Raw genomic sequence first — 22,882 nt, 5'->3', positions numbered from 1 at the left:
GGTCATGGCGCGGATGAGCGCGACCGGATCGACGGCAGACTGGCCGCCCTCCGTGGCCGCGCTGTAAGCGGGGCGATCCAATGCCCCGGTGACCAGCAAAATAGGGGAAATGCCGTGCCCAGCGCAACCGGGTCATCGCGCGCGTGATACACAGCGTGACGTTCGATCGATGTGATAATCATTCGCGTTTAAGGTAGACTGCGGTCCCTTGTGAACCGGCGGCCCTGGGCCGCTTCTGCCGCCGCTGATGAAGCATTTCGTCCTGCCTTCGCGCCGTGGTCCGCTGGCCCGCGGACTGGCCGCCTTGATGATGGGTCTGCTCCTGGCCACCCCGTACGCCCACGCCCAGCAGCGCAATCCGCTGCAGAAGATCGGCCACACCGTGCTCGACGAGCCGGCGGCCAGCTATCGCTTCGAACATTTCGTGGTGGACAGCCCCGACCAGCAGCGCCGTTGGCGGGTGAATCTGGCGATTCCGGCCAAGGCCGGCAGGACGCCGTTGCCGGTGCTGTACGCGCTGGACGGCAATGCGGTGGCGATGGTGCTGGACCAGCCGCTGCTGGCCGAGCTGGCCGCGCGCAAGACGCCACCGGTACTGGTACTGATCGGCTACGACAACGACCTACGCATCGATTCCAAGGCGCGCACCCGCGACTACACCGCATGGATCGACCGTGCAGACGATGAGAGCGGCACAACCCAGGCGGTCGGCGGTGGCGCTGCGGCGTTCCTCGATGTGATCGAGCGCCGCATCAAGCCCGAAGTCGAGCGTCGCGCACGCATCGACGCGCAGCAGCAAGCGCTGTGGGGCCACTCACTTGGCGGGTTGTTCGTGCTCAATGCGCTGTACACCCGTCCCGCCTCCTTCCAGTCCTACCTGGCGGCCAGTCCGTCGCTATGGTGGAGCCAGGGTGCGGCACTGGGTGATCCGGAACAGCAGTTCGTGCAGAACGCGCATGGCCAGCCGGCGAAGCTCTGGCTGATGCTGGGCGGTGCCGAGCGCGTCGGCGATCGCGGCAAGCGCGACATGAACAATCCGCGCGTGGTCGCGCACCTGCGCCGTATCGGCGGGGCCACCCCGGATGCTGCCATGCAGCTGTCCGAGCGCTTGGGCAAGGTGCCGGGCATGCGCGTGCAGTACCGCGAGTTCCCCGGCCTCGGCCATGGTCCGATGCTGCCCGCGTCGTTCCACGCTGCGCTGCACGAGCTGTATGGCGTGACCGACCGCAGCGCCGATGACGGCGCGCCCAACGGTGGTGACAACGCCGCCGAATGAATCCCTTCGCATGCCAAGGCATGCGACCCCACTACCCAGGCGAGGCTGCCGATGTGCAGCGGCCCAGGCAACCGATGAATCCCGCGTCACGTGGCGCGGCCTACGTGTGCAAGGAGCCTTCCATGTCGTTCCGTCCGTCTTTCCGTCTTACCTCTCTCGCCGCTGGCCTGTTGCTGGCCGTGACCGCCACCGCACAGCCGGTGTTCGATCAGCCGGCCAACGCCACCTTCAAGGGCGAGGTTGTCTCGCGCGGTGAGAACGTGGTTCCCGGCAGCACTGCCGACGTGGTGGGTCGCGGTTTCGTGCCGGGCCAGAAAGTCAGCCTGCTGCGTGGCGACAGCGTGCTGAACACGCAGCCGCTGGTGGTCGATGCTGATGGCAACTTCAAGACCCAGCTGAGCATTCCGGCCGATGCGGTGCCGGGCACCCATCCTGTGGTGGTGCGCGCCAGCCAGCCGGCTGCAGCCACCGTGCTGAAGCTGCGCGTCTCGCCGCAGTTGCCGCTGTCCGGCCAGGCGCAGTTCGCCACCCAGTCCAACAAGCTGGTGCCGGGCCTGTACCAGTCCGCCTACAGCGCCGCCAGCAACGCGGTGTTTGTGACCTCGGCCGTGGGCCGCCCGCCGGTGACCCAGTCGCAGCTGCTGAAGCTGGACCCGAAGTCGCTGAAGGTGACCAAGGCGATCACCCCGGCGCAGGTGCCGGGCAGCACCAATGGCGCGGTCTACGCGGTCTACGGTGTCGGCGTGGATGACACCAACGGCAATGTCTGGGTCACCAACACCCGCCAGAACTCCATCGCGGTCTACCGCCAGAAGGACCTGTCGCTGGTCCACCAGTTCCCGGTCGATGCCGTGCCGCATGCGCGCGACGTGGTGGTTGATGGCACCCACGGCAAGGTGTTTGCCTCGGCCACGGGTGAGGACCACCTGTCGGTGTTCGACGCCAAGACCCTCAAGGAGCTGCCGGCGGTGACGCTGGAGTCCGGCGTGGACGAAGGCAAGTTCACCCCGATGAGCCTGGTGCTGGACGAGAAGGGCGGCAAGCTGTTCACCGTCAGCATCGGCACCCCGGAAGCGGCAGTGATCGACGTGGCCAGCGGCAAGGTCGAGAAGGTCATCGACCTGGGCAATTCGATCAGCGCCTCGGGCGTGGCCTTCGACGCAGCGCGCAACCGCCTGTACGTGGCCTCGCAGGGCACTGACAACCTGCTGATCGTCGATGTGGCCGCCGGCAAGGTGCTGCATGACGTGCCGGTGGGCGCCGGTGCGCTGAACGTCGCCTTCGATGATGCCTCCGGCCTGGCCTACGTCAGCAACCGTGGCGCTGGCACGGTCACCGTGGTGAACGGTGACGGCAAGGTGGTCGCCAACCTCGACGGCGGTACGCTGCCGAACCACGTCCGTGCCGATGGAAAGGGCAACGTGTTCGCGGTGAACAAGTCGCGCGGCGCCGAAGACCCGAAGGGTGACCGCATCACCCGCATCACCCCGAAGCAGTAAGTCACACGGCAGGGCGGCGTGCGCGTCGCCCTGCCAGCAAGGAGAACGAGCATGAACATCGCGTCCCGTCTGCGCCTCTGTGCGCTTCCGTTGGCTGTCTCGCTGGCACTGGCTGCCTGTGGCGGTTCATCTACGCCCTCGGACAGCGGCAAGCCGGTTGAGCCCGCCGCCGCAACCGCGCCTGGCGAAGTTGCGTTGCCGGCTGGCTGGCAGCGCGTGGCCGGCACCGATATGCCGGTCGTGCGCGACCAGAAGGCTGTGCTGCCGGCCAAGGTGCATTCCGATGACGGCGCCGACGTCGAGGTGGCCGATACCAGCCGCATCATCGCCGGTGGTGACGACGTGATCGCGGTGATCGAGGCGCTGGGACTGGACAAGCAGGTGTTCGCCGCGCCGACCAATACCACCACCCAGGCTGGCCTGACTGCCCCGCACCAGTTCCTGTTCAACCGCACCACTGGCGTGGAGGGCGTGCTGAGCCTGCAGGGCTCGCTGTTCCTCGGCAACAGCCTGCGCCGGCACACCGAGCTGGCGAAGAAGCTGCGTGAGGTGGGCGAACCGGCGGTGGTCATCGACGATCTGCAGCCGGCGCCGGACAAGGTGCGCAAGGTCGCCGCCGCACTAGGGCTGGCCGAAGCAGGGCAGGCACTTGCCACGCAGGTGCAGCGCCAGCTCGATGAGGCTGCAGCGATTGGCAAGGGCCTGGGCCATGCGCCACGACTGATCCATGTATCGGCCACCGGCGCCGGAGGCTCGCCGACTGTTGCGGGTGCCGACAGCGCATCGGCGCAGCTGATCGCACTGGCTGGCGGCATCAACATCGGCACCGAGGCAGGGGTGAAGAACTACTCGCAGCTGAGCAATGAAGGCGTGGTCGCGGCGGCACCGGAGGTGATCCTGGTGACCGAGCATGACCTGCAGCTGTTCGGTGGTGCCGAGGGCCTGTGGAAGGCGTACCCGACGCTGAAGCAGACCCCGGCCGGGCAGGCCAATCGGGTCTGGGTGATGCCGGATGTGCAGCTGAAGTACACCAGTGTCGGTTCCGGTGCTGGCGCGCTGGCGCTGGCCAAGGCGCTGGCGGCGTTGCCGAAGGCATGAGTCCGGCGGATCGGCGCCGCCGTCGCGGGCGGACGATGTTGCTGGTGGCGTTGCTGGCACTGCTGGGAGCGGTGCTGGCCTCGTTCGCCGTGGGCCCGCTGCGGTTGCCGCCGCTGGAAGTGATGCAGGCGCTGGCGGTGAAGCTGGGCCTGCTCGATCCGCAGGCGGTCAGCAGCCGCGACCTCGCCGTGGTCTGGCAGTTGCGTATTCCGCGTGCCCTGTTGGGCGCAATGGTCGGCGCGTCGCTGGCGATGGCCGGTGCCAGCCTGCAGGGCCTGTTCGGCAACCCGCTGGCCGACCCTGGCATTGTCGGTGTCAGCCAGGGCGCTGCGCTGGGTGCGGTGGCCGCCATCGTACTCGGCGCTGCCGGTGCGGCCGGCTGGCTGGTGCCGGTGGCCGCGTTCGCTGGCGGCGCACTGGCAATCGGCCTGACCTACGCATTGGCCCGGCCCGGCAAGGGCACGGGCAACGCCACGCTGCTGCTGGTCGGTATCGCGATGGCCGCGTTCTGCTCGGCACTGATCGGTTTCCTCACGTACATCGCCAGCGAAAGCGAGCTGCAGTCGCTGGTGTTCTGGCAGATGGGCTCGCTGGCGCGCGCCAACTGGGCCGATGTGGCGGCCGTGGTGCCGTTGTTCGCCATCGGTGTGTTCGCGCTGCAGCGATTGGCCACGCCGCTGGACATGCTGGCGCTGGGTGAGCGCCAGGCGCAGCACCTCGGGCTGGATGTCACCCGCACGCGGCGTCGCCTGGTGGCGTTCAGTGCGCTGCTGGTGGGGGCTGCGGTGGCGTTTGCCGGTTCGATCAGTTTCGTTGGCCTGGTGGTGCCGCACGTGGCGCGCCTGCTGGTCGGCCCTGGTCATCGCTGGTTGCTGCCGTTGTCCGGCCTGCTCGGTGCGCTGCTGATCGTGGTGGCCGACACCGCGGCTCGCACGCTGGATCCGCCGGCGGAGATTCCTCTGGGCCTGTTCTCGGCTGCACTGGGTGCACCGTTCTTCCTCTGGCTGGTGCTGCAGCAGCGCCGCAAGGCCGCGCCATGAGCGTGTTGTTGAAACTGCACGAGGTGGTGGTGCGTCGCCAGCAGCGCGAGATCCTGCACGGCATCTCGCTGGCGTTCGAACCGGGTACGGTGACCGCGCTGGTCGGCCCGAATGGCGCGGGCAAGTCCACATTGCTGGCTGTGGCGGCCGGTGACCTGCGTGCCGACGCTGGCGAAGTAAGCCTGCTCGGCAAGCCGTTGGCCGGTTACAAGGCCGGGCCACTGGCGCGCGAGCGTGCGGTGATGCCGCAGGAGCATGGCGTGCGCTTTGCCTTCAGCGTGGAGGAGGTGGTAGCGATGGGGCGCTTGCCGCACCCGCCCGACTCTGTAGTGGATGATGCGCAGGTGGAAGCCGCGATCGATGCCGCGGAACTGCAGGCGCTGCGCCTGCGTGAGGTGCAGCAGCTGTCGGGCGGTGAATCGGCACGGACCACGTTCGCGCGCGTGCTGGCACAGGACACGCCGTTGCTGCTGCTCGATGAGCCGACTGCAGCGCTGGACCTGCGCCACCAGGAGCGCACCCTGCGCAGCGTGCGCGCCTGCGCCGAGGGCGGAGCGTGCGTAATCGTGGTGCTGCACGATCTGAATCTTGCCGCCGGCTATGCTGACCGCATCGTGCTGCTGGAGCAGGGCAGGGTAGCGGCCGATGGCACGCCGTTGCAGGTGCTCACCGAAGACAACCTGCAGCGGGTTTATCAGCAGGATGTGGTGGTGCTGGAGCATCCGCGGCGCGGAGTGCCGTTGGTCGTGGTGACCTGAGCATCAAACTGCTTTGCCAGGCGACGTATCATGTGCGGTTCGTTCTCTTCAAAGGACTGATGCAATGATCCGTACTGTTTCACATGGCGTGCTGCTCTCGGCAATGGTCGCCTCCGTATGCGCCGTCAGCACCGCGTCCGCATCCTCGGTCTCCCTGATGAAGGCCGCCGAGCAGGCCTCGCGGATCGAGAGCCGGTATTCCACCGGCGGGAGCGCTCCGGTGGTTCCGGTGACGACCCGCTATTTCGCCAATGATGAAGTGCTCATCAGCTGGGATGACCAGCAGGTGCTGATGCTGTGCAGGGAGGCGGTGTACCTGCAGATTCCTGCCGGCAAGGCAGGTGACGTTGCGCTGGCCACCGAACAGCGGCAGATGATTGCCTATCAGGCAATGATGTCCGGCCTGGGTTCGCTTGCGACCGTGGCCGAAGCGGCAGGTGATTCCGTAGTGGTGGCAGACGACGGTAGCGAGACCCGTCGCGCAGGTGAGAGCAGCTGGGCCTATGGGGTGGAACGCCATGACGTCACTACCCAGCGCATGGCCGATGGCGCGCTGCGGATCCGGGCGCGCAAGACCGAGACCGTGAACAAGGCCAAGCCTGCGGAGCCAGGCGATATGTTCAGCACCGAAGACGACCAAGCTGCAAGATTGTCGGAGCTGGCGCCGGTCGGCAGCTGGACCGAGGTGGTGGTCCATGGCGGCCCGCGCCAGGCGCAGGTGGATCCGGCGATGTCGTTGAAGGGATGGATCTCGATGGGGGACGACCAGGCTGCGACCGTGGCTGAGGCCCGCAAGGTGCATGAGTGCAAGTAAGGCAGGGTAGGGGTCAGAGCCCTTTGCCGTGGCAAAGGGATCTGCCCCCTTTCATTGTCGGTCTCATCGTTCCATTTATGTGCTCAATATTCACTTGCGCGCCAGATTGGCAGGTCTAGAATGCGCCCCATGAACCGGATGCCGCTCCTGAAGTTTTTCACCCTGACCCGCGCAAGCGCGGAACGGGCGTGTCTGCCTGGAGCCCCACGAGGCCGTTGAGACGGCCATCGCTGGACCTTCGACAGAGCGCCCTCCGGGGCGCTCTTTTCGTTTCACCCATCACCCGCTGTACCGCAAGGAGAACGTGCCATGCACCAGATCGCCGAGACCGAACGCTAGCCGCGCGCCCTGTCGCCAACCGGGGTGCGCGGCCCTCGAAGTTGGCTTTGCAGGAACCTTTCTCATGAACACCCAAGTCCTTTCCCGCCGTCGCAACCTTGGCATCATTGCCCACATCGACGCCGGCAAGACCACGCTGACCGAACGCCTGCTGTGGAAAAGCGGCGAAATCCATCGCGTCGGCGAAGTGCACGACGGCAATGCGACCACCGATTTCTCGGCGATCGAGCGCGAGCGTGGCATCACCATCGGCGCGGCCGCCGTGCAGGCGCAGTGGGCGCCGCGCGACCTGCCGCCGCATCGGCTGACCCTGATCGACACTCCCGGCCACATCGACTTCGCCATTGAAGTCGAGCGTTCGCTGCGCGTGCTCGACGGTGCCGTGGCCGTGTTCTCGGCCGTGGACGGCGTGCAGCCGCAGTCAGAGACGGTGTGGCGCCAGGCGCGTCGCCATCGTGTGCCGCTGATCGCATTCGTCAACAAGATGGACCGCGTAGGCGCTTCGTTCGAGCGTGTGCTGGAGCAGCTGCAGGACAAGCTGCAGGCGCGGCCGTGGGCGCTCGGTATGCCACTGGGCAGCGAAAGCGATTTCAACGGCTGGGTCGACCTGGTCGATGAGCGTGTGCTGCACTGGCAGGATGGTGCCGTAACCACGGTGACCCCGTGGGACGACGCGGCGCGCACCCTGTGGCAGCCGCAGCGCGACGCGCTGGTTGAGGCCGTGGCCGACCACGACGAACTGCTGGCTGATGCCTGGCTGGAAGGTCGCGCGATCGATGCGGAACTGCTGCGTGCGGCGATCCGACGGGCGACGCTGGCCGGTGCAGGCGTGCCGGTGCTGGCGGGTGCCGCGTTCAAGGACAAGGGCATCGAAACCCTGCTGGATGCGGTGGTCGATTACCTGCCGTCGCCGCTGGATCGTCCTGCCGTGACCGCCGAGAGCGAAGACGGCGACGTGGTGCTGCCGCCGGATCCGGACGGTCCACTGGCCGGCCTGCTGTTCAAGATCACCCACCAGCAGCACGGCGCGCTGAGCTTCGTGCGGCTGTACTCGGGCACCTTGAAGGTCGGCGATGCGGTGGCCAGTTCGCAGCATCCGCAGGGGCGGCGTGTCAGCCGCCTGGTGCGGGTGCAGGCCGACCAGACCCACGACATTGAACAGGCCGTGGCCGGTGACATCGTCGCGGTGCTGGGCTGGAAGGATGCGGTCAGCGGCGAAACGCTGAGCGACCGCGCGCAGCCGCTGCGCCTGGAAAGCATCCAGGCACAGGCACCGGTGCTGGCCTGGCGGCTGGAACCGGCACGCGCGGCCGACCTGATCCGGATGGCGCAGGGCCTGGCCAGCCTGGCCCAGGAAGATCCGTCGTTCCGTGTCGAAACCGATCGCGACACGGCGGAGACCCTGGTCTGGGGCATGGGCGAGCTGCACCTGGAGGTGATGGTCGAGCGCCTGCGCAGCGAATGGAAGGTAGACGTAGGCGTAGGTGCGCCGCGTGTGGCCTACCAGGAGACGCCGATGCGTGCGATGGCCGGGGTTGTGGGCCGGCTGGTCAAGCAGACCGGCGGCCAGGGCCAGTTCGCGCACGTGGTGCTGGATGTGTCGCCGCGCGAAGACGGCCAGGTGGTGTTCAACGATCGCATCGTTGGTGGCGTGGTGCCCCGCAGCTTCATCAGTGCCGTGGAGAAGGGCGTGCGTGCTGCGCTGTCGGAAGGCCCTCAGGGTCATCCGGTGGTCGGTATCGAGGTCAGTCTTGTCGATGGCCAGACCCACGCCAAGGACTCTTCGGAAATGGCGTTCCATCGCGCCGGTGCCGAGGCGATCAAGGCGGCGCTGGCCGAAGGTGGCACGCAACTGCTGGAGCCGGTGATGGCAGTGACAGTGCATTCGCCGTCGGCGTCGGTGGGAGATGTGGTGGGCGACCTCAACCGTCGCCATGGCCGTATTGCCCGCATCGAAGACCAGGAGGGTCGCGCCGAAGTCAGCGGCTTTGCGCCGCTGGCGCAGCTGGTGGGCTACACCACTTCGCTGCGTTCGCTCAGCCAGGGTCGGGCGAGCAGCGAGGCGCACCTGCACGGCTACGAGCCGGTACGCGCTGCGTGAGGAAAGGTGAGGGGAGCCCGTAAGCGGGCTCCCTTTTTTTGTGGGGGTTGATGGCGTTCCGTATCCACGCTGGCGTGGATGAATCCGCATCAGCACGCGAGTATTTGCACTGCATTGCAACAAAACTGCAGAAAAAGCTGGATTAAAGTGATGCCTCACGATAAATTGCGCACCCCCCGTTGCTCGCCGCCGCCCGCACCCCTCTCATGCGTGATGACAAAGACCCCGGAACCCTGGAGCTGACCCTGCCGCGCAAACGCGGCCGTCCGCCCAAGTTCGGGTACGCAATGAGCGACGCACAGCGGGCCGCGCGCTACCGGGCGCGCCGGGCAGGGCAGGCCAACCACGCCGATGTGCGCGCCTGCAGCGACATGGTGTTGCTGGACAAGATCCGCGCTGCGGTCAGCGCCCGCGACACCGAGCTGGCCGGCTTTCTGGTCCACGTTCTCTGGCAACGCTACCCGCTGCAGTTGAAATAGGCCGCCGGTGGGGTGGCCGTTGTCATCGAGCTTGTTGATAATGCGGGATTCAGGTTGTTCCCGCTGGCGCGCCCGGGATGGCAGGCGCGCATGATCGAACGGTTCCCAAGATGACCACCACCAGCGACACCACCACCGAAGCGGCGCCCGCCGGTACCCCCCTGTTCTACACCCGTCCGGTGCCGCTGCAGGCCGATGTGCACGCCGACCTGCGCATCCTGCCGGGCAGGCTCGAGTTTGCCGCTGGCAACAACGCCATTCCGCTGGTGCTTGGCGAGTTCTCGCTGGCCCTGCATCACTTCCCGATCCTGTTCGCCGGCCCGACCGCGGTGCCGATGGCGGCCGTCGGCGTGTCGGAAGAGAACCTGTTCATCAAGGACGGCCTGTGGGAAGACGAGGCCTACATCCCGGCTTACCTGCGTCGCCACCCTTTCATCTTCATCGACACCGGCGCGGACAACGATTTCCTGCTGGGCATCGATGAAGAGAACCCCCGCGTGGTCAAGGGTGGTGACGAAGGCCAGCCGCTGTTCGTCGATGGCAAGGCCACCGAGATGGTGCAGCAGGCGCTGGAGTTCTGCGGCCAGTTCACCCGCGAGCACGAACAGACCCAGGCCTTCTCCAAGGCGCTGATCGAGAACGGCCTGCTGGTCGAACGCAACGCCACCGTGCGTACTCCGGACGGTCGCGAGTTCAACCTCAACGGCTTCCAGGTGGTCGATGTCGAGAAATTCGTCGCACTGCCGGAAGCCACTGTGGTCGAATGGCACCGCAGCGGCTGGCTGGCGTTGATCCACCAGCATCTGATGTCGCTGGGTCGCTTCAACGACCTGACCCGTCGCCAGGTCGAGCGCCTGGCGGCCTGATCAGGCCGATGGTGCGGCTTCCGCCCTGCGGGAGCCGTGCCACTGCTGCAATCCCTGCAGCAGTCGCCGCGCCTTGACCCAGTCAGGCGCGGCCTTACGCCCCAGCTCCCACAGGTCGGCCGCGATGCCGGCTTGCGTGGTTGCGCCGCAGATCTGCAGCGTACCCTGCAGGCGATGCGCGTGATGGCGCAGCGCATCCGGAGCGGCGCCGGTAACGGCGCGCTCGATGGCAGTCAGTTCCATGCTGATGTCGGCCACATAGACGGAGTCGATGTGAGCCGTGCTGGCAGGTGCAACGTGGCTCCCCAGCGCTGGCAACGCCAGTACCTGCAGCAGCTTGGCGATCTGCAGCGGCTTGGTCAGCACCGCGTCGAATCCTGCTGAGCGACAACGCGCTGCATGGCGATGGCCCGTGCGTGCCGACAGCGCGATCAGCAGCAAGGGCGTGTGCGCCTGCGCACGCAGCCGGCGCGCGAGCGCATAGCCATCCATGTCGTGGAGCTCGATGTCGAGCAGCACCGTGCCGCGCGGCCGTCGCGCCTGTTCTTCCATCGCACCGCTGGCATCGGCAAGCGCATGCACATCCGCGCCCAGGCGCCGCAGCTGGGCGGCCATGAGGCGGCGGTTGAGGCCATGGTCTTCGACCAGCAGCAGATCCAGGCCGGCGAGCGGCTGCTCACTAGCGGCCACGCTTGTAGTCGGCGGGCGGTCCCTGGCGATCCGCACCGGCAGGCGCAGGGTGAAGCGGCTGCCGCGTCCGTGGACGCTGTGGACAGTCAGATCGCCGCCCATCGAGCGGGCCAGTTCACGTGCGATCACCAACCCCAGCCCGCTGCCGCCGCGCTGCAGCCCGTCCTCGCCCTGCTGGAATGGGTGGAACAGGGATGTTGCCTGCGCAGCAGAGATACCAATGCCGCTGTCGATTACATCCAGCAGCAGCTCATGCGGTCGCGTTGGTGGTCGCAGCTGCACGCGCAGGTCGATGCCGCCGACATCGGTGAACTTCAGTGCATTGCAGAGCAGGTTGTCGACAATCTGGCGCAGTGCATCGGGATCCAGCAGGATCAGCGGCGCCGGCGCTGCATCGCAGTCCAGCCTGAGCTCCAGGCCTTTCCTGCGTGCGGGCGGGCGGATCGCATCCAGCGACTGGTTGCACAGCAGTGCGACGTCGCAGGCTTTTGGCTGCGGCGCGAAGCCACCACTGGCGAGGCGCGAAAAATCCAGCGAGCGATCCAGTAGCCCGCGCAGTGAGCGTCCTGCGGCAGCCATCGCCGCGAGTAGTTCGCGGCGGCCCTCCGCAGAATGCGCCTGGTGCAGCGGGGTGATCGAGCTCAACAGCGTCTGCGCGGCATTGCGTACCTCATGGCTGATCATGCCGAACGCGCGTGCACGGTCGCGTTCGCTGCGGCGGAAGCGGTGCCGTAGCGGATTCCAGAGAAGCGGGAGACCGGCCAGCGCGGCGATCAATGCCAACAGCCAGGCCGGCGGCGGCGACCGCACCCGGTCCAGCGCTTGCTCCACCGATGCTGGCAGCGTCTGCTGCGCCCAGAGATGCAGCAGGCCAGCGTGTTCTTCCAGCGTGATGTCGCGCAGGCCCCGGTCGATGCGCTCAAGCAGGTGCCTGTCCTCCCGACGAGCGAGCAGGTGCAGGTCGGTGGAGAAATCGCTGCTGATCGGCTGCAGCAGCAGATCGCCGCTGAAGTAGCGGCGGATCATTGGCCGCAGCGTCGTATCCATGCCGATCGCCGCATCCGCTGTGCCGGCAATGACCGCTTCAAGTGTCGCGTGCCGATTGGAAAGGGAATGCAGGCGAATCTGTGGATGATGCGCGCCCAGCCAGCCGGCGTAGGGGCCGCCCTCAACCACGGCCAGGGTCCGTCCATCCAGCTCCGCCAGGCTGCGTGGCAGCCATTGGCCGGAACGCCCGGCAAGCACCGTCCTGCCGCCACGAAAGGGGGCGGAGGCAATCAGATCCGGGCAGGGCAGCTGCAGATGTGCGGCGCCACCCACCACCAGCACCAGATCGGCATCGCGGCGACACACGGCAGCCACAGATTCTGTAGTGGTGGGGTGGGGCAGGTCGCGGAAACGCAGTTGGGCATGCCGCGCCACCAGGGCTGCATAGCCGTGGGCGAGCGTGGGCAAGGGCGTTGTTTCTGCAAGTGGGGCGGGTACCGGGCGAAGGGAAGGGGCCGTTGCAACCCGTACCTCGCTGCCCGGCCCCCAGCGTTGTGATCGGACATCTTCCGCAGATGCCGCCGGCAGCAGCAGAAGAACCAGCAGCAGGGCCAAGGAGGTGCGCAGGTGCGAGCGGTCCGGCCTGCTCATGGCGGACTCGCGTGTGGGCGCATGGCGTAGATCTCGGCGTCGTTGCGCAGGCCAAGCTTGCGCAGCGCGGCAACCTTCTGGGTGCTGACGGTCTTGACGCTCCGGTGCCGGCGCAGCGCGATCTCGGACACGGTGAGCCCGGTGAGCAGCAGTTCCAGTACCTCGCGTTCATTGCGGCTGAGTTCGCTGCAGTCGGCAGGCAGGATGAAGTCAGGTGGCAGGCGGCCGAGCCCCTGATGCACGCGCACAATTGCCTCTGACAGCATCGGCAGTGGTTCGGCCTTGCCGACGATGCCGCTGACGCCGGCCTTGATCAGGTGGCTGAGGTTGGTCGCGGGTGAGAGCGTGGCGAAAACGAGCAGCGGAATGCTGGGGAAGGTATCGCGCAGCAGGGGGATCAGCTCGGCGCTAGCGCGGTCGCCGGGGGCCAGGCTCAGGTCGATGATCGCCACATCGACGTGCAGCATATGCAGGGTGGTGATGAGGTCTTCGCTGAGGGAGTGGCTGGCGACGATGCTGAAGCGGCGGTCGCGGTTGAGGTGCAGGGCGATGCCGCGACGGACGACCTCATGGTCGTCCAGAAGCGCCAAGCGCAGCCGGCGCGGTGCAGGATGTCCATTCATGCGCAGGGAGGTGATCAGCGCCCCATGGGCGTGGTCATCATTTTGGCGTCACTGTCACGCCGGGCATCGGATTTCCGGGATTTTTGCGATTATTCCTAAGAATCGATGTGCTGCGCGCATCGGTTCCGCGAACGTCATTGATGTAGTGGATGGAACTCATCGACACCGGATCAGCGGACCGACTGCGGCACCCGCCTCAACCTGGCAGTGTCGTAACCCATCGCTGCAATGCGCTGCACCGCCTGCCGGTAGTCGCTTTCCGAGACCTGTGGCGTACGCGCCATGTACCAGACGTAGTCGCGCTTGCTGCGGGCCACAATGGTCTGGCGGTAGCCATCATCGAGCCAGGCGATGATGTATTCGGCCTGGATCGGCCAGATGAACTGCATGCCCCAGATCGCACCGTTTCCTTCTTTCTCCACCCGGCCGATCGGATGCATCGACTTCTGTGGGGCATCGAAGCTGCCCTTGCGATAGGTGAAGGTAGTCTGGATGCGTCCATCCGGCCGTAGCGCGTAACTTTCCACCGCATCGAAGGCCTCGCGTTCCGGGCGCGATGGAATGTGTGCGATCACATACCAGTCGCCCATGAATCGCGGCACATCCACCGATGGTGGCCGCGGCAGGGGCCGGGTGTCGCTGGAGCTGCAGCCTGCACTGAACAGGCCGGCTGCGAGCAGAGGAAGCAGCGGGAAAATGCGCATGTCACACCTCAGCGTGGGCGGAACAGGTAATGGGCCACCAGCCACTGCTGGCCGTTGTCGTAGCCGAACAGCTCGGCACAGGCCATCCAGAACATCCGCCAGCGCTGCCACCAGATCTTTGCTGCGGCCTGGCCGTAAGTGGCGACCAGTACAGGCATGACCTCTTCGCGGGCGGCGTCCTGGTTGGCCAGCCAATGATCAGCGGTGCGCTGGTAGTGGCTGCCATCCAGCAGCCAGCGCTGTTCCAGCTGCAGGTCGCGCTGGAAATGCAGCAGGGTGTCGGCGGCGGGCATCAGCCCACCCGTGAAGAAGTGGCGGCCCATCCAGTTATCGCCGCCGCTGGTCTCGAACGGATACATCAGCGTGCGGTGGGCGAAAATGTGCACGAACAGCGCGCCCTCCGGTTTCAGCCACCGTGCGATGCCTGCCAGCAACCGCTCATAGTTGCGTACGTGTTCGAACATCTCCACCGACACGCAGCGGTCGAACTGTGCCGTTGGCAGTTCAAGCTCGTTGACGTCGCAGGTCAGCACCTCGACGTTGCCCAGGCCGCGTGCCTGGCACTGCGCCATGATGTGCCTGCGCTGGCTGTGCGAGTTGGAGACGGCGGTGATATGCGCCTGCGGAAAGCGTTCGGCCATCCACAGCGTCAGTGAGCCCCAGCCGCAGCCGAGTTCAAGGATCTGCTGGCCGTTGGCCAGGCCGGCGCGTTGGCCGTACAGCGCCAGCATGGCGTCTTCGGCCTGGTCCAGCGTTTCGCGGCCAGTGGGGTAGTAGCAGCTGCTGTACTTCAGGCGCTTGCCCAGGCAGGCCTGGAAGAAGGCCGCGGGAACTTCGTAGTGCTGACGGTTGGCCACTTCGGTATGCAGCGCGAGTGGGCTGTCGGCCAGCTCGGCGATGCGCCGGCTGAAGCGTGCCGATTGGCCTTCGATGCCGCCCTCGCTTTCCTCATGCAGGCGTTGCGCGCACAAGCGGCGGATGCCCGCACGCAGCGCCGCATCGGGCACCAGTCCGCGTTCGGCCCAGGCGATCAGCCCGGTTTCCGCATCTTCGGCCGGATTCAGTGACGGGATTGCGCTCATGCGGAATGCTCCTTGGAAGAACGGGGGAACCAGGGAAAGAACATCGACGTGCTGCGCTGGTACTCGCGGTAGTCTTCGCCGCGGCTACGCAGAGCCTGCTTCTCGGTGAACGGAATGCCGCTCAGATAGCGCAGGAATACATACATCAGCAGCGGGCCGGACCACGCCAGCCACCACAGTGGTGAGCCCGCCGCCAGCAGCACGTAGCTGAACCAGTGCAGCCATTCGAAGAAGTAGTTGGGGTGGCGCGAGTAACGCCAGAGTCCTTGGCGGCAGGTCAAGCCCTTGTTCGCCGGGTCGGCCCGGAACCGGGCCAGCTGCCGGTCGGCCAGCGCCTCGCCGCCGACGCTGATCAGCCAGACGCCCGCGGCGGCAACCACCCACAGCGACAGCCCCGGCCGCGGATTGGCCGCCACCGCGACGAAGGGCAGGGCAAACAGAACGATCAGCAGCGCCTGCGCCATGAAGAAGCCGAAGATCTTTCCCTGGTGGCCGTGCCAGTGTTCCCGTAGATAACGGTAGCGGCCGTCCTCTTGTTCGTGACGGACCCGGTGCCAGAGATGCAAGGCCAGGCGGCTGCCCCACAGCCCACCCAGCAGCCCCAGCGCGAGCCGGGGCATCAACGCGCCATCGCCCAGCAGTGCCAGCAGCAGCGCCGATGTACCCACGCCTTTGGCCCAGAGCACATCAACCACGCCGATGTTGGTGTGGCGACGCTGCCAGGCCCAGCCCCAGCTCATCACCACTACTGCGTACAGCAGCACCCACCCTGGATTGATCATGACGATGCTCCGGCAATTGGTGGATGATCTGAAGGCCGGGACCAGCGCCGGGCCGCGGCACACAGGAGCGACAGAGTAATGCTCCAGCCCATGCCGAGCACCAGCAGCCCCTGCCAGGCGGGCGCCCGGAACTGCACCGCCTCGAAACCCCGGGAGGCCGAGAGATAGGCCAGTGGCGCGAGCAGCAGGCCGAACAGGATCGGCAGTGCGGGGTGCCGCAGCAGGAAGCGCATCGAGGTGGTCAGCGTCATCGCGAACGCGGCCCACAGCGCCATGATCCACGGCGGCGGTGCGCAGCCGTGCGATGCCGCCGCATAGCGCACCATGCCGCTGGCCGCTGCGCTGGCATCCACCAGCCAGGCGCAGGCCAGCGCAACCAGCAACAGGCGAAGGTCCACGATCGGCCTGGGGGATGTCAGCAACTGGCAGGCCACGTAGAGGCTGGCCGCCAACAGCGCTGGCCACTGCCAGCCGCGCCCGGCACCGGTCACCGCGCACAGCCAGACCAGCTGGTTGCCGATGAGGTTGGCCCAGAATCGGCGCATTTCAGTGGCCATCGCTCGCCGCCGCCATAGGCCGATGGCCCGGACGCGCCAGCAACAGATGCGACACGCCGATCGAACGCTCCAGGAAGCCCCCCTCGCAGTACGCCAGATAGAACTCCCACAGACGGCAGAAGCGCGCGTCGAAGCCCTGCGCATGCACCGCAGGCAGCTGGGCGAGGAAGCGATGACGCCATGCACGCAGGGTCAGCGCGTAGGAATGGCCGAAATCCTGCTGTGCGATCAGCTGCAGGTCGCTTACCCGGGTCTTGGCCGCGATGATCGCGTTGATCGAGGGAATGAAGCTGCCCGGGAATACGTAGCGCTTGATGTAATCAACACTGCGCCGCGCCTGTTCGTAGCGCTGGTCCTCGATGGTGATGGCCTGCAGCAGTGCCACGCCGTCCGGCTTCAGCAGGCGCTGCAGCGTGACCATGTAGGTATCCAGGTACTCGGCACCAATGGCTTCGATCATCTCGATCGACACCAGCTTGTCGTAGCGGCCCTGCAGGTCCCGATAGTCCTGCATCAACAGGGTGACGCGCCCCTGCAGGCCGGCAGCCTTTACACGTTCCGTGGCCAGTGCGTGCTGCTCGGCGGAAATGGTGGTGGTGGTGACGTGACAGCCATAGTGCTGGGCCGCATGCACGGCGAAACCGCCCCAGCCGGTGCCGATCTCGACTACGTGGTCGCCGGGCTTGAGTTGCAGATGCTGGCAGATGCGGTCCAGTTTGCGTCGCGACGCCGTCTCCAGCGATTCACTGTCATCTGCGAACAGGGCAGAGGAATACATCATGTCCCGCGACAGGAACAGCGCGAAGAAGTCGTTGCCGAGGTCGTAGTGCGCCGCGATGTTGCGGCGACTGCCTTCACGGCTGTTGCGGCGCAGGCGGTTCCAGCCGCGCAGCAGCCAGCCGCCCACGCGGGCCGGGCCGTGCTCCATGCTGTCGAGCAGATCGCGGTTGCGTACCAGCAGCCGCACCAGTGCCACCAGATCATCGCAGTGCCAGTCGCCGTGGATGTAGCTCTCGCCAGCGCCGACGCTGCCCTGTGCAGCCACTTTTCGATAGAACGCCGGATCGTCGATGGTGACCGTGACCTGCAGGTCGCCGCGGGCTTCACCCAGCCAGACCTCACCCAGCGCATCGCGCACGCACAGACGGCCGTCGCGCAGGGGCGCCAGCTGCGCCAGCAGGCGCCTGCGCAGGAAAACGTCGAGCGTGCCCGGCTGTGGCAGGGCTACCGAGGGATTCATCTCGTTCATCGTGGTTTCTCGGCAAGGGAGGGGTGGTCGTGGACCGGGTTACGCTTCAGCCACAGGCGCAGCGCATGCCAATGGATGGCGGCCACCACCTGGGTGGTCATCAGCGGATAACAGGCGAGGACGCGCGCAAGGCCGCGTCCGTCCAGCGGGCGCCGCTGCATGGACTGAGTGGCATCGAACTGTCGCACGCCGTCACGCCACACCTGCATGTGCACGCGCAGGTCCTCGCCGGGCGCGTTGAACCGCCAGTCATAGCGGCAATCCATCGCCATGAATGGCGAGACGTGGAAGCATTTGTCGAACTGCCAGCGTAGTGACGCGCCCTCATGGAGCGCGGTCGATGCCGGCAGCACGTATGCGTGGCGTTCCTTCCACGGGGTATTGGTGATGTCGGCGACAATGCAGTCCAGCGTGCTGCCGTCAGCCTGGTAGCAGTAGTAGAAGCTGACCGGGTTGAAAACGTGGCCGGCAAAGCGCAGATGGGTCAGCAGGCGCACGGGCCCGCAGGGGCGGTGGCCGAGGGTGTTGGCGGCGTGGTCGCGCACGGCATCGGCGAGTGGTTGCGCGGGATCACCGAAGTAGTCGCTGCGGCGGAACTCGGCCAGGTTGCGCCGGTTGACCGACCACAGCCAGCGTCGTGCGAACACGGTCTCCAGCTCATCAAGATCCAGCAGCAGCTGTGCGACCGGATAGCGGAAGGCATGCGGATGCGGGTGGTGGCGCCGATGCACCACCTGCCCGAAATAGAGTGCGCTGGCGCTCACGCGGCGACCTCGCCGAACGCCGGTGCCAATCGATGCGGCTCGCAGGCACGCAGTGCGTCGACCACGCGGTGGGCACTGCGGATGCCGTCCTCATGGAAGCCCCAGCCCCAATAGGCGCCGGCGAACCATGTATGGCGCCGGCCCTGTAGTTCGCCCCAGCGCTGCTGCGCGCGTACTGCGGCATGGTCATGCACCGGGTGCGCGTAACGCAGCGTACGCAGCACCTTGGCCGGTTCGATCGCCTCGCTGCGGTTGAGGGTCACTACCAGCGGAGTGTCACCGGGCAGGCCCTGCAGCAGGTTCATGCAGTAACTGACCGTGCACGGCGCCGCGGGGTCGCGCGGCACGTGCGCGTTCCAGGCGGCCCAGGCCTTGCGATCGCGTGGCAGCAGCGATGCATCGGTGTGCAGCACGGCTTCGTTGGGTTGGTAGCGGATGGCACCAAGCACCTCGCGCTCGATGGCATCGGCGTCACCCAGCAGCGCCAGTGCCTGGTCGCTATGGCAGGCCAGGATCACCTCGTCGAAGCCTTCCACGCCGGCCGCACTGTGCACCCGCGCGCCCCAGGGCGTGCGCTCGACCGAATGCACCGGGCACTCCAGTCGTTCGCGCACCTGCCAACGGGCGCGCAAGGCTTCGACATAGCGCGCCGAGCCGCCTTTGACCACCCGCCATGGCGAACGCCCGGTCATCTGCAGCATCTGGTGATTGGCCATGAACTGGGCCAGATAGCGGGCCGGGAAGTCCATCACGGTAGCGGTTGGCGAAGACCACAGTGCCGAGGCCATCGGCAGCAGGTGTTCTTCGATGAAGGCCTCCCCATAGCACTGGCTGCGCAGGTACTGGCCGAGCGTGGGACCCTGGTCTTCCGCCAACAGTAGCGGCGCGTCGCGGTAGAAGCGGCGCAGGTCGGCCAGCATGCCCCAGAAGCGTGGCGACAGCAGGTTGCGGCGCTGGCAGAACAGGCCGTCCAGCGAGGTGGCGTTGTATTCCACGCCGCTGCGCTCGCTGTGCATTGAAAAACTCATCGTGGTTGGTTGCGAGGCCACGCCCACCTCATCGAACAAGGCGGTCAGCAGCGGATAGTGCAGCGGGTTGAACACGATGAAGCCGGTATCCACGGCCATGCGCCGGCCGCCCACCTGCACGTCATGGGTGTGGGTATGGCCGCCCAGGTAGTCATTGGCTTCAAACAGCGTGACTTCATGTTCGCCGTGCAGCCACCAGGCACTGGCCAGGCCTGCAATGCCGGAGCCGATGATCGCGATGCGCATGTCAGTACCTCGCCTTGGCCAGTACCCATTCGGGAATCGGCTTGAGTCCTTTGACCAGGCCGACCGCGGACATCGCACGCAGCCCGTACCAGGTCAGGTCGATCTCCCACCAGCGGAAGCCCTGGCGGACCGTGCCTGGGAAGAAGTGGTGATTGTTGTGCCAGCCTTCGCCGAAGGTGAGCAGTGCCAGCCAGAGATTGTTGCGGCTGTCGTCGCGGGTTTCGAAGCGGCGGCGCCCGAACCGGTGCGCCAGTGAATTGATGGTGACCGTGGCATGGAACAGCACCACGGTGGAGATGAAGAAGCCCCATACCAGCAGCTGCGGTCCGGAGGTGTGCAGTGCGGGTACCCAGCGTTCAAGCGCGGCACCCAGTGCATAGAGGCCGGCGGCCAGCAGCACCGGCACCGCGGTATCGAAACGGTCCAGCCAGCGAAGTTCCGGGAAGCGGGCGAGATCGGGCACCCGCGAAAGATCGGTGGCGAAGGCTTCACGGGTCAGGAACCAGCCCATGTGGCTGCGCCAGAAACCCCCTTCGCGGGGTGAGTGCGGGTCCAGGGGTTGGTCGGCATGGCGATGGTGGTGGCGGTGATGGGCGGCCCACCACAGCGGCCCGCGCTGCACGCTGGCGGCACCGATCACCGCAAACGCGAACTGCACTGGTCGCGACGCCTGGAAGGTGCGGTGCGAGAAGTAGCGGTGGTAGAACGCGGTGATCGCGAACATCCGCACTGCGTAGAGTGCAACGGCCACGATCACCGCGATCCACGAGATGCCGACCCAGATCACCGCCAGGCAGGCTGCGTGCATCAATGCGAATGGCACAGCGCGCAACCAATCAATGCGGCCCGGCTGGCCCGCGCCGGCATCTGCACCGCTGCTGGTGTCGATCCAGCGCTTCAATGTACGCAGGAGACGGTGGCGTCGGCGGGGAAGGGGCGCTACAGAAGCCATGACGGATCTCGGCTGGAGTCGTGTCTTCCTCTACGCACCAGAACACAGAATGGATGCACTGCCGTGCAGATCGTTGCCGATTCACCTGGGCGTCACGGCGCAGTCGGCAACGAGCGGTTGCGTCCAGGCCCGTTGCCACTCAGCCGCAGCGCTTTCACGCGGCGCTGATGCAAACCGCACCACCACCTGTGGGTAGCCGCCCCGCGCATCGCGAAGATTGCTGGTACCACGAAATTCCAGCAGCCGCCGGTCTGCGCTCGCATAGACAAGCGACAGGCGGGGTGCGATGCCGCCATACCAGGTGTCCAGGCTGACCTCGATGGACTGGGCATCGATACCTTGCCAGCGTAGCGATCCGCTGCGCACCACCTGTACCGGGTAGAAGCGTTGCCGCGCCGGCACCAGAAAAGGCAGCGAGACGCGTTCACCACGCATCAAGGCAGGCCAATGCAGGCGCACTGCCGCATCGAATCCGGCGTCGATCACAGCATCTGCCGGCAGGCTGAGGCGACGCTGGCGCCGAGCGGAGGCGGCCGCTTCCTTCCAGCCGACCACGACTGTTCCGCCGTCGGCCACTACCTCCGCCGCCTGGCCGCTGCGCCTGTCCTCCAGGGTGTAGCCGCGCGCCTGTGCCTGCAAGGTGGCGGGCAGGTGCTTGCGTGCGAAGGGGCGTCCATCCGGACATTGGTACAGCACCCAGCGCTCGGAGCCGTCCTGGGCGGAGCGCTGCCAGTGCAGCTCCCGATAGGCGGCAGCCCCTTGCGGCGTGGTGGCAACACCTTCGATGCGCAGCCAAGGGCTGGCCAGTGCGGTGCAGGGCAGGCAGAGCAACAGCCAGATGGTGCGCATGAGGGACAACCGGAAGGGGGGCTCAAGGCTTACGGTGCAGAGGCGCGGCTGGATGCGCAGCGCTGGCTGCATCCAAACGCTGCCCCCAGCCGTAGAGACAACAGACCTTCACCTGCCCGCCGCGAACGCAGATGTACCCTGACGCCGCCAGCCCTGCCTTCAACTTCGATAACGTACGCATTGTGTCCAGTTCCCAGCAGCCGAGCAGCGAGCCGACGAACTGGGCCGGTGACATGGACGGTGTGGCGCGGCTGCGCGACCGCGATTGCTTCATGCGCATCTACGATCATTTCATGCCGCGCCTGTGTGTCTATCTGCGAGGTCTGGGTGCGCCCGGGGCAGTGGCCGAGGAGCTCGCGCAGGAGTGTCTGCTAAGGCTGTGGTTGCGCGCAGCCGACTACGACCCTGCGCAGGCAGCGTTGAGTACCTGGCTGTACCGTATCGCGCGAAACCTGCACATCGACCGGGTACGGCATGAGCGCAGCTGGATGCAGGTGCAGGCTGCGGTGGAGTACGCAGCGACGGCAGACGTGGTCGAGCGCAGCAGCGCCGAGCAGTTCGCCGACCAGGCCCGGCTGCGCCAGCGCATCAACGAGCTGCCTGCGGTGCAGGCGCGACTGGTCCGCATGTCCTATTTCGAGGCCAAGAGCCACGGCGAGATCGCAGAAGCGCTGGGTATGCCGCTGGGCACGGTCAAATCGCATCTGCGGCGCGCGTTCCTGCAACTGCAATCCAAGGTGGGAGGCGCGCTGTGAATCCGCACCACCACCTTCACGAATCCACCCTGATGAGCTATGCCGCGGGCGCGTTGCCGGCGCCGCTGAGCATTGTTGCCGGCACGCACCTGGAGCAGTGCCCGCAGTGCCGCCAGCGGCTGCGCGATGCCGAGGCGATCGGTTCGGCGCTGCTGGAGCAGACACAGCCGCCGCAAGGCGACGGTGATGCGCGTCGGGATGTAATGCGCGAGGCGATGTTGCGGCGCCTGACTACGGAGTCGCCGATCAGTGTTGCAGCGCCGGCGCGTCCAGTACCGCCAGAGCGGCCGGAAGCGGATCCCGATCATCTGCCGGCATCGCTGCATCCTTACTTCGGCACCTCGCTCAGTGGCCTGCGCTGGCGCTGGATGGCGCCGGGGGTGCATTGCATCCGCGCCGAACAGATGCCTTCACTGATCATGCTGAAGATCGCGCCCGGCAAATGCCTTCCCATGCACAGCCATGGCCGCAGTGAGCTGACCCAGATCCTGCGTGGCTCCTACAACGATGCCCTGGGCTTGTTTGCGCCGGGCGACGTGGCGGATCTGGATGAGGACGTGGAGCACCAGCCGGTGACCGCGCCGGGCGTGCCCTGCATCTGCGTATCTGCACTGGACGCACCGCTGGTGTTCAGCGGCTGGCTGGCGCGGAAGATCCAGCGTTTCGTGAAGCTCTAACGGGGTGCTGTGATGA

Annotated in this window: 22 protein-coding genes; 11 read left to right on the top strand and 11 right to left on the bottom strand. The window is 66.6% G+C overall.

Annotation, left to right across the window (positions count from 1 at the left end):
* Positions 1 to 247: 247 nt before the first annotated feature.
* The 9 genes from V9K93_RS09665 (at position 248) to V9K93_RS09625 (ending at position 10,270) form a co-directional block, all read left to right on the top strand.
* A complete protein-coding gene (locus V9K93_RS09665) occupies positions 248 to 1,276 on the top strand; it encodes an alpha/beta hydrolase (protein WP_337302475.1) in 1,029 nt (342 codons plus the stop codon).
* Between the two features lie 122 nt (positions 1,277 to 1,398).
* Complete coding sequence (locus V9K93_RS09660) at positions 1,399 to 2,775, top strand: YncE family protein (protein ID WP_337302474.1); 1,377 nt, start codon at positions 1,399 to 1,401, stop codon at positions 2,773 to 2,775.
* A gap of 51 nt (positions 2,776 to 2,826) precedes the next feature.
* Positions 2,827 to 3,873, top strand: coding sequence for a heme/hemin ABC transporter substrate-binding protein (locus V9K93_RS09655; RefSeq protein WP_337302473.1), 1,047 nt, complete (start codon positions 2,827 to 2,829; stop codon positions 3,871 to 3,873).
* Positions 3,870 to 4,913: a FecCD family ABC transporter permease gene (locus tag V9K93_RS09650; protein WP_014037165.1), complete on the top strand. Its 1,044-nt coding sequence runs from the start codon at positions 3,870 to 3,872 to the stop codon at positions 4,911 to 4,913. The genes V9K93_RS09655 and V9K93_RS09650 overlap by 4 nt, the downstream gene beginning before the upstream one ends.
* Positions 4,910 to 5,671, top strand: coding sequence for a heme ABC transporter ATP-binding protein (locus tag V9K93_RS09645; RefSeq protein WP_253078842.1), 762 nt, complete (start codon positions 4,910 to 4,912; stop codon positions 5,669 to 5,671). The genes V9K93_RS09650 and V9K93_RS09645 overlap by 4 nt, the downstream gene beginning before the upstream one ends.
* A 64-nt stretch (positions 5,672 to 5,735) precedes the next feature.
* Entirely contained in the window at positions 5,736 to 6,485 is a 750-nt protein-coding gene (locus tag V9K93_RS09640; protein WP_337302472.1) for a hypothetical protein, read from the top strand.
* Between the two features lie 403 nt (positions 6,486 to 6,888).
* Entirely contained in the window at positions 6,889 to 8,925 is a 2,037-nt protein-coding gene (gene fusA, locus V9K93_RS09635; protein WP_253078840.1) for an elongation factor G, read from the top strand.
* Between the two features lie 206 nt (positions 8,926 to 9,131).
* A complete protein-coding gene (locus V9K93_RS09630) occupies positions 9,132 to 9,404 on the top strand; it encodes a hypothetical protein (protein WP_006366874.1) in 273 nt (90 codons plus the stop codon).
* A gap of 110 nt (positions 9,405 to 9,514) precedes the next feature.
* Entirely contained in the window at positions 9,515 to 10,270 is a 756-nt protein-coding gene (locus V9K93_RS09625) for a SapC family protein (RefSeq protein WP_046982972.1), read from the top strand.
* Here V9K93_RS09625 and V9K93_RS09620 read toward each other — a convergent pair whose 3' ends face one another.
* The 11 genes from V9K93_RS09620 to V9K93_RS09570 form a co-directional block, all read right to left on the bottom strand.
* Complete coding sequence (locus tag V9K93_RS09620; protein WP_337302471.1) at positions 10,271 to 12,598, bottom strand: ATP-binding protein; 2,328 nt, start codon at positions 12,596 to 12,598, stop codon at positions 10,271 to 10,273.
* Complete coding sequence (locus V9K93_RS09615) at positions 12,595 to 13,221, bottom strand: LuxR C-terminal-related transcriptional regulator (RefSeq protein ID WP_337302470.1); 627 nt, start codon at positions 13,219 to 13,221, stop codon at positions 12,595 to 12,597. The genes V9K93_RS09620 and V9K93_RS09615 overlap by 4 nt, the downstream gene beginning before the upstream one ends.
* A 170-nt stretch (positions 13,222 to 13,391) precedes the next feature.
* A complete protein-coding gene (locus V9K93_RS09610; RefSeq protein ID WP_337302469.1) occupies positions 13,392 to 13,925 on the bottom strand; it encodes a lipocalin family protein in 534 nt (177 codons plus the stop codon).
* 8 nt (positions 13,926 to 13,933) lie between these two features.
* Positions 13,934 to 15,007, bottom strand: coding sequence for an SAM-dependent methyltransferase (locus V9K93_RS09605; RefSeq protein WP_337302468.1), 1,074 nt, complete (start codon positions 15,005 to 15,007; stop codon positions 13,934 to 13,936).
* Positions 15,004 to 15,789, bottom strand: coding sequence for a DUF1295 domain-containing protein (locus V9K93_RS09600; protein WP_295380800.1), 786 nt, complete (start codon positions 15,787 to 15,789; stop codon positions 15,004 to 15,006). Before V9K93_RS09600 ends, V9K93_RS09605 begins: the two co-directional genes overlap by 4 nt.
* Positions 15,786 to 16,334, bottom strand: a complete 549-nt coding sequence (locus tag V9K93_RS09595; RefSeq protein WP_337302467.1) for a DUF2878 domain-containing protein — start codon at positions 16,332 to 16,334, stop codon at positions 15,786 to 15,788. Before V9K93_RS09595 ends, V9K93_RS09600 begins: the two co-directional genes overlap by 4 nt.
* A 1-nt stretch (position 16,335) precedes the next feature.
* The gene (locus V9K93_RS09590; protein ID WP_337302466.1) at positions 16,336 to 17,595 is read right to left on the bottom strand and encodes a class I SAM-dependent methyltransferase; all 1,260 of its coding nucleotides are present in this window, start codon (positions 17,593 to 17,595) and stop codon (positions 16,336 to 16,338) included.
* Entirely contained in the window at positions 17,592 to 18,359 is a 768-nt protein-coding gene (locus tag V9K93_RS09585) for a DUF1365 domain-containing protein (protein ID WP_337302465.1), read from the bottom strand. Before V9K93_RS09585 ends, V9K93_RS09590 begins: the two co-directional genes overlap by 4 nt.
* Positions 18,356 to 19,633: an NAD(P)/FAD-dependent oxidoreductase gene (locus V9K93_RS09580; protein WP_337302464.1), complete on the bottom strand. Its 1,278-nt coding sequence runs from the start codon at positions 19,631 to 19,633 to the stop codon at positions 18,356 to 18,358. Before V9K93_RS09580 ends, V9K93_RS09585 begins: the two co-directional genes overlap by 4 nt.
* 1 nt (position 19,634) lies before the next feature.
* Positions 19,635 to 20,585, bottom strand: a complete 951-nt coding sequence (locus V9K93_RS09575) for an acyl-CoA desaturase (RefSeq protein ID WP_046982936.1) — start codon at positions 20,583 to 20,585, stop codon at positions 19,635 to 19,637.
* Between the two features lie 81 nt (positions 20,586 to 20,666).
* Positions 20,667 to 21,434 carry a hypothetical protein gene (locus V9K93_RS09570; protein WP_046982937.1) on the bottom strand — a complete coding sequence of 256 codons (768 nt, stop codon included), beginning with the start codon at positions 21,432 to 21,434 and terminating at the stop codon, positions 20,667 to 20,669.
* Between the two features lie 131 nt (positions 21,435 to 21,565).
* Between V9K93_RS09570 and V9K93_RS09565 the strand changes: the two genes are divergently transcribed.
* A complete protein-coding gene (locus tag V9K93_RS09565; protein WP_337302463.1) occupies positions 21,566 to 22,189 on the top strand; it encodes a sigma-70 family RNA polymerase sigma factor in 624 nt (207 codons plus the stop codon).
* Positions 22,186 to 22,866, top strand: coding sequence for a ChrR family anti-sigma-E factor (locus V9K93_RS09560; RefSeq protein ID WP_046982939.1), 681 nt, complete (start codon positions 22,186 to 22,188; stop codon positions 22,864 to 22,866). Before V9K93_RS09565 ends, V9K93_RS09560 begins: the two co-directional genes overlap by 4 nt.
* The last annotated feature ends 16 nt before the right edge of the window (positions 22,867 to 22,882 follow it).

The sequence above is a fragment of the Stenotrophomonas sp. CCNWLW162 genome (assembly GCF_037203745.1).
GTDB lineage: Bacteria > Pseudomonadota > Gammaproteobacteria > Xanthomonadales > Xanthomonadaceae > Stenotrophomonas > Stenotrophomonas maltophilia_AQ.
The sequence above is the reverse complement of the archived record's forward strand: the minus strand, read 5'-3'. Positions and strand labels throughout refer to the sequence as shown.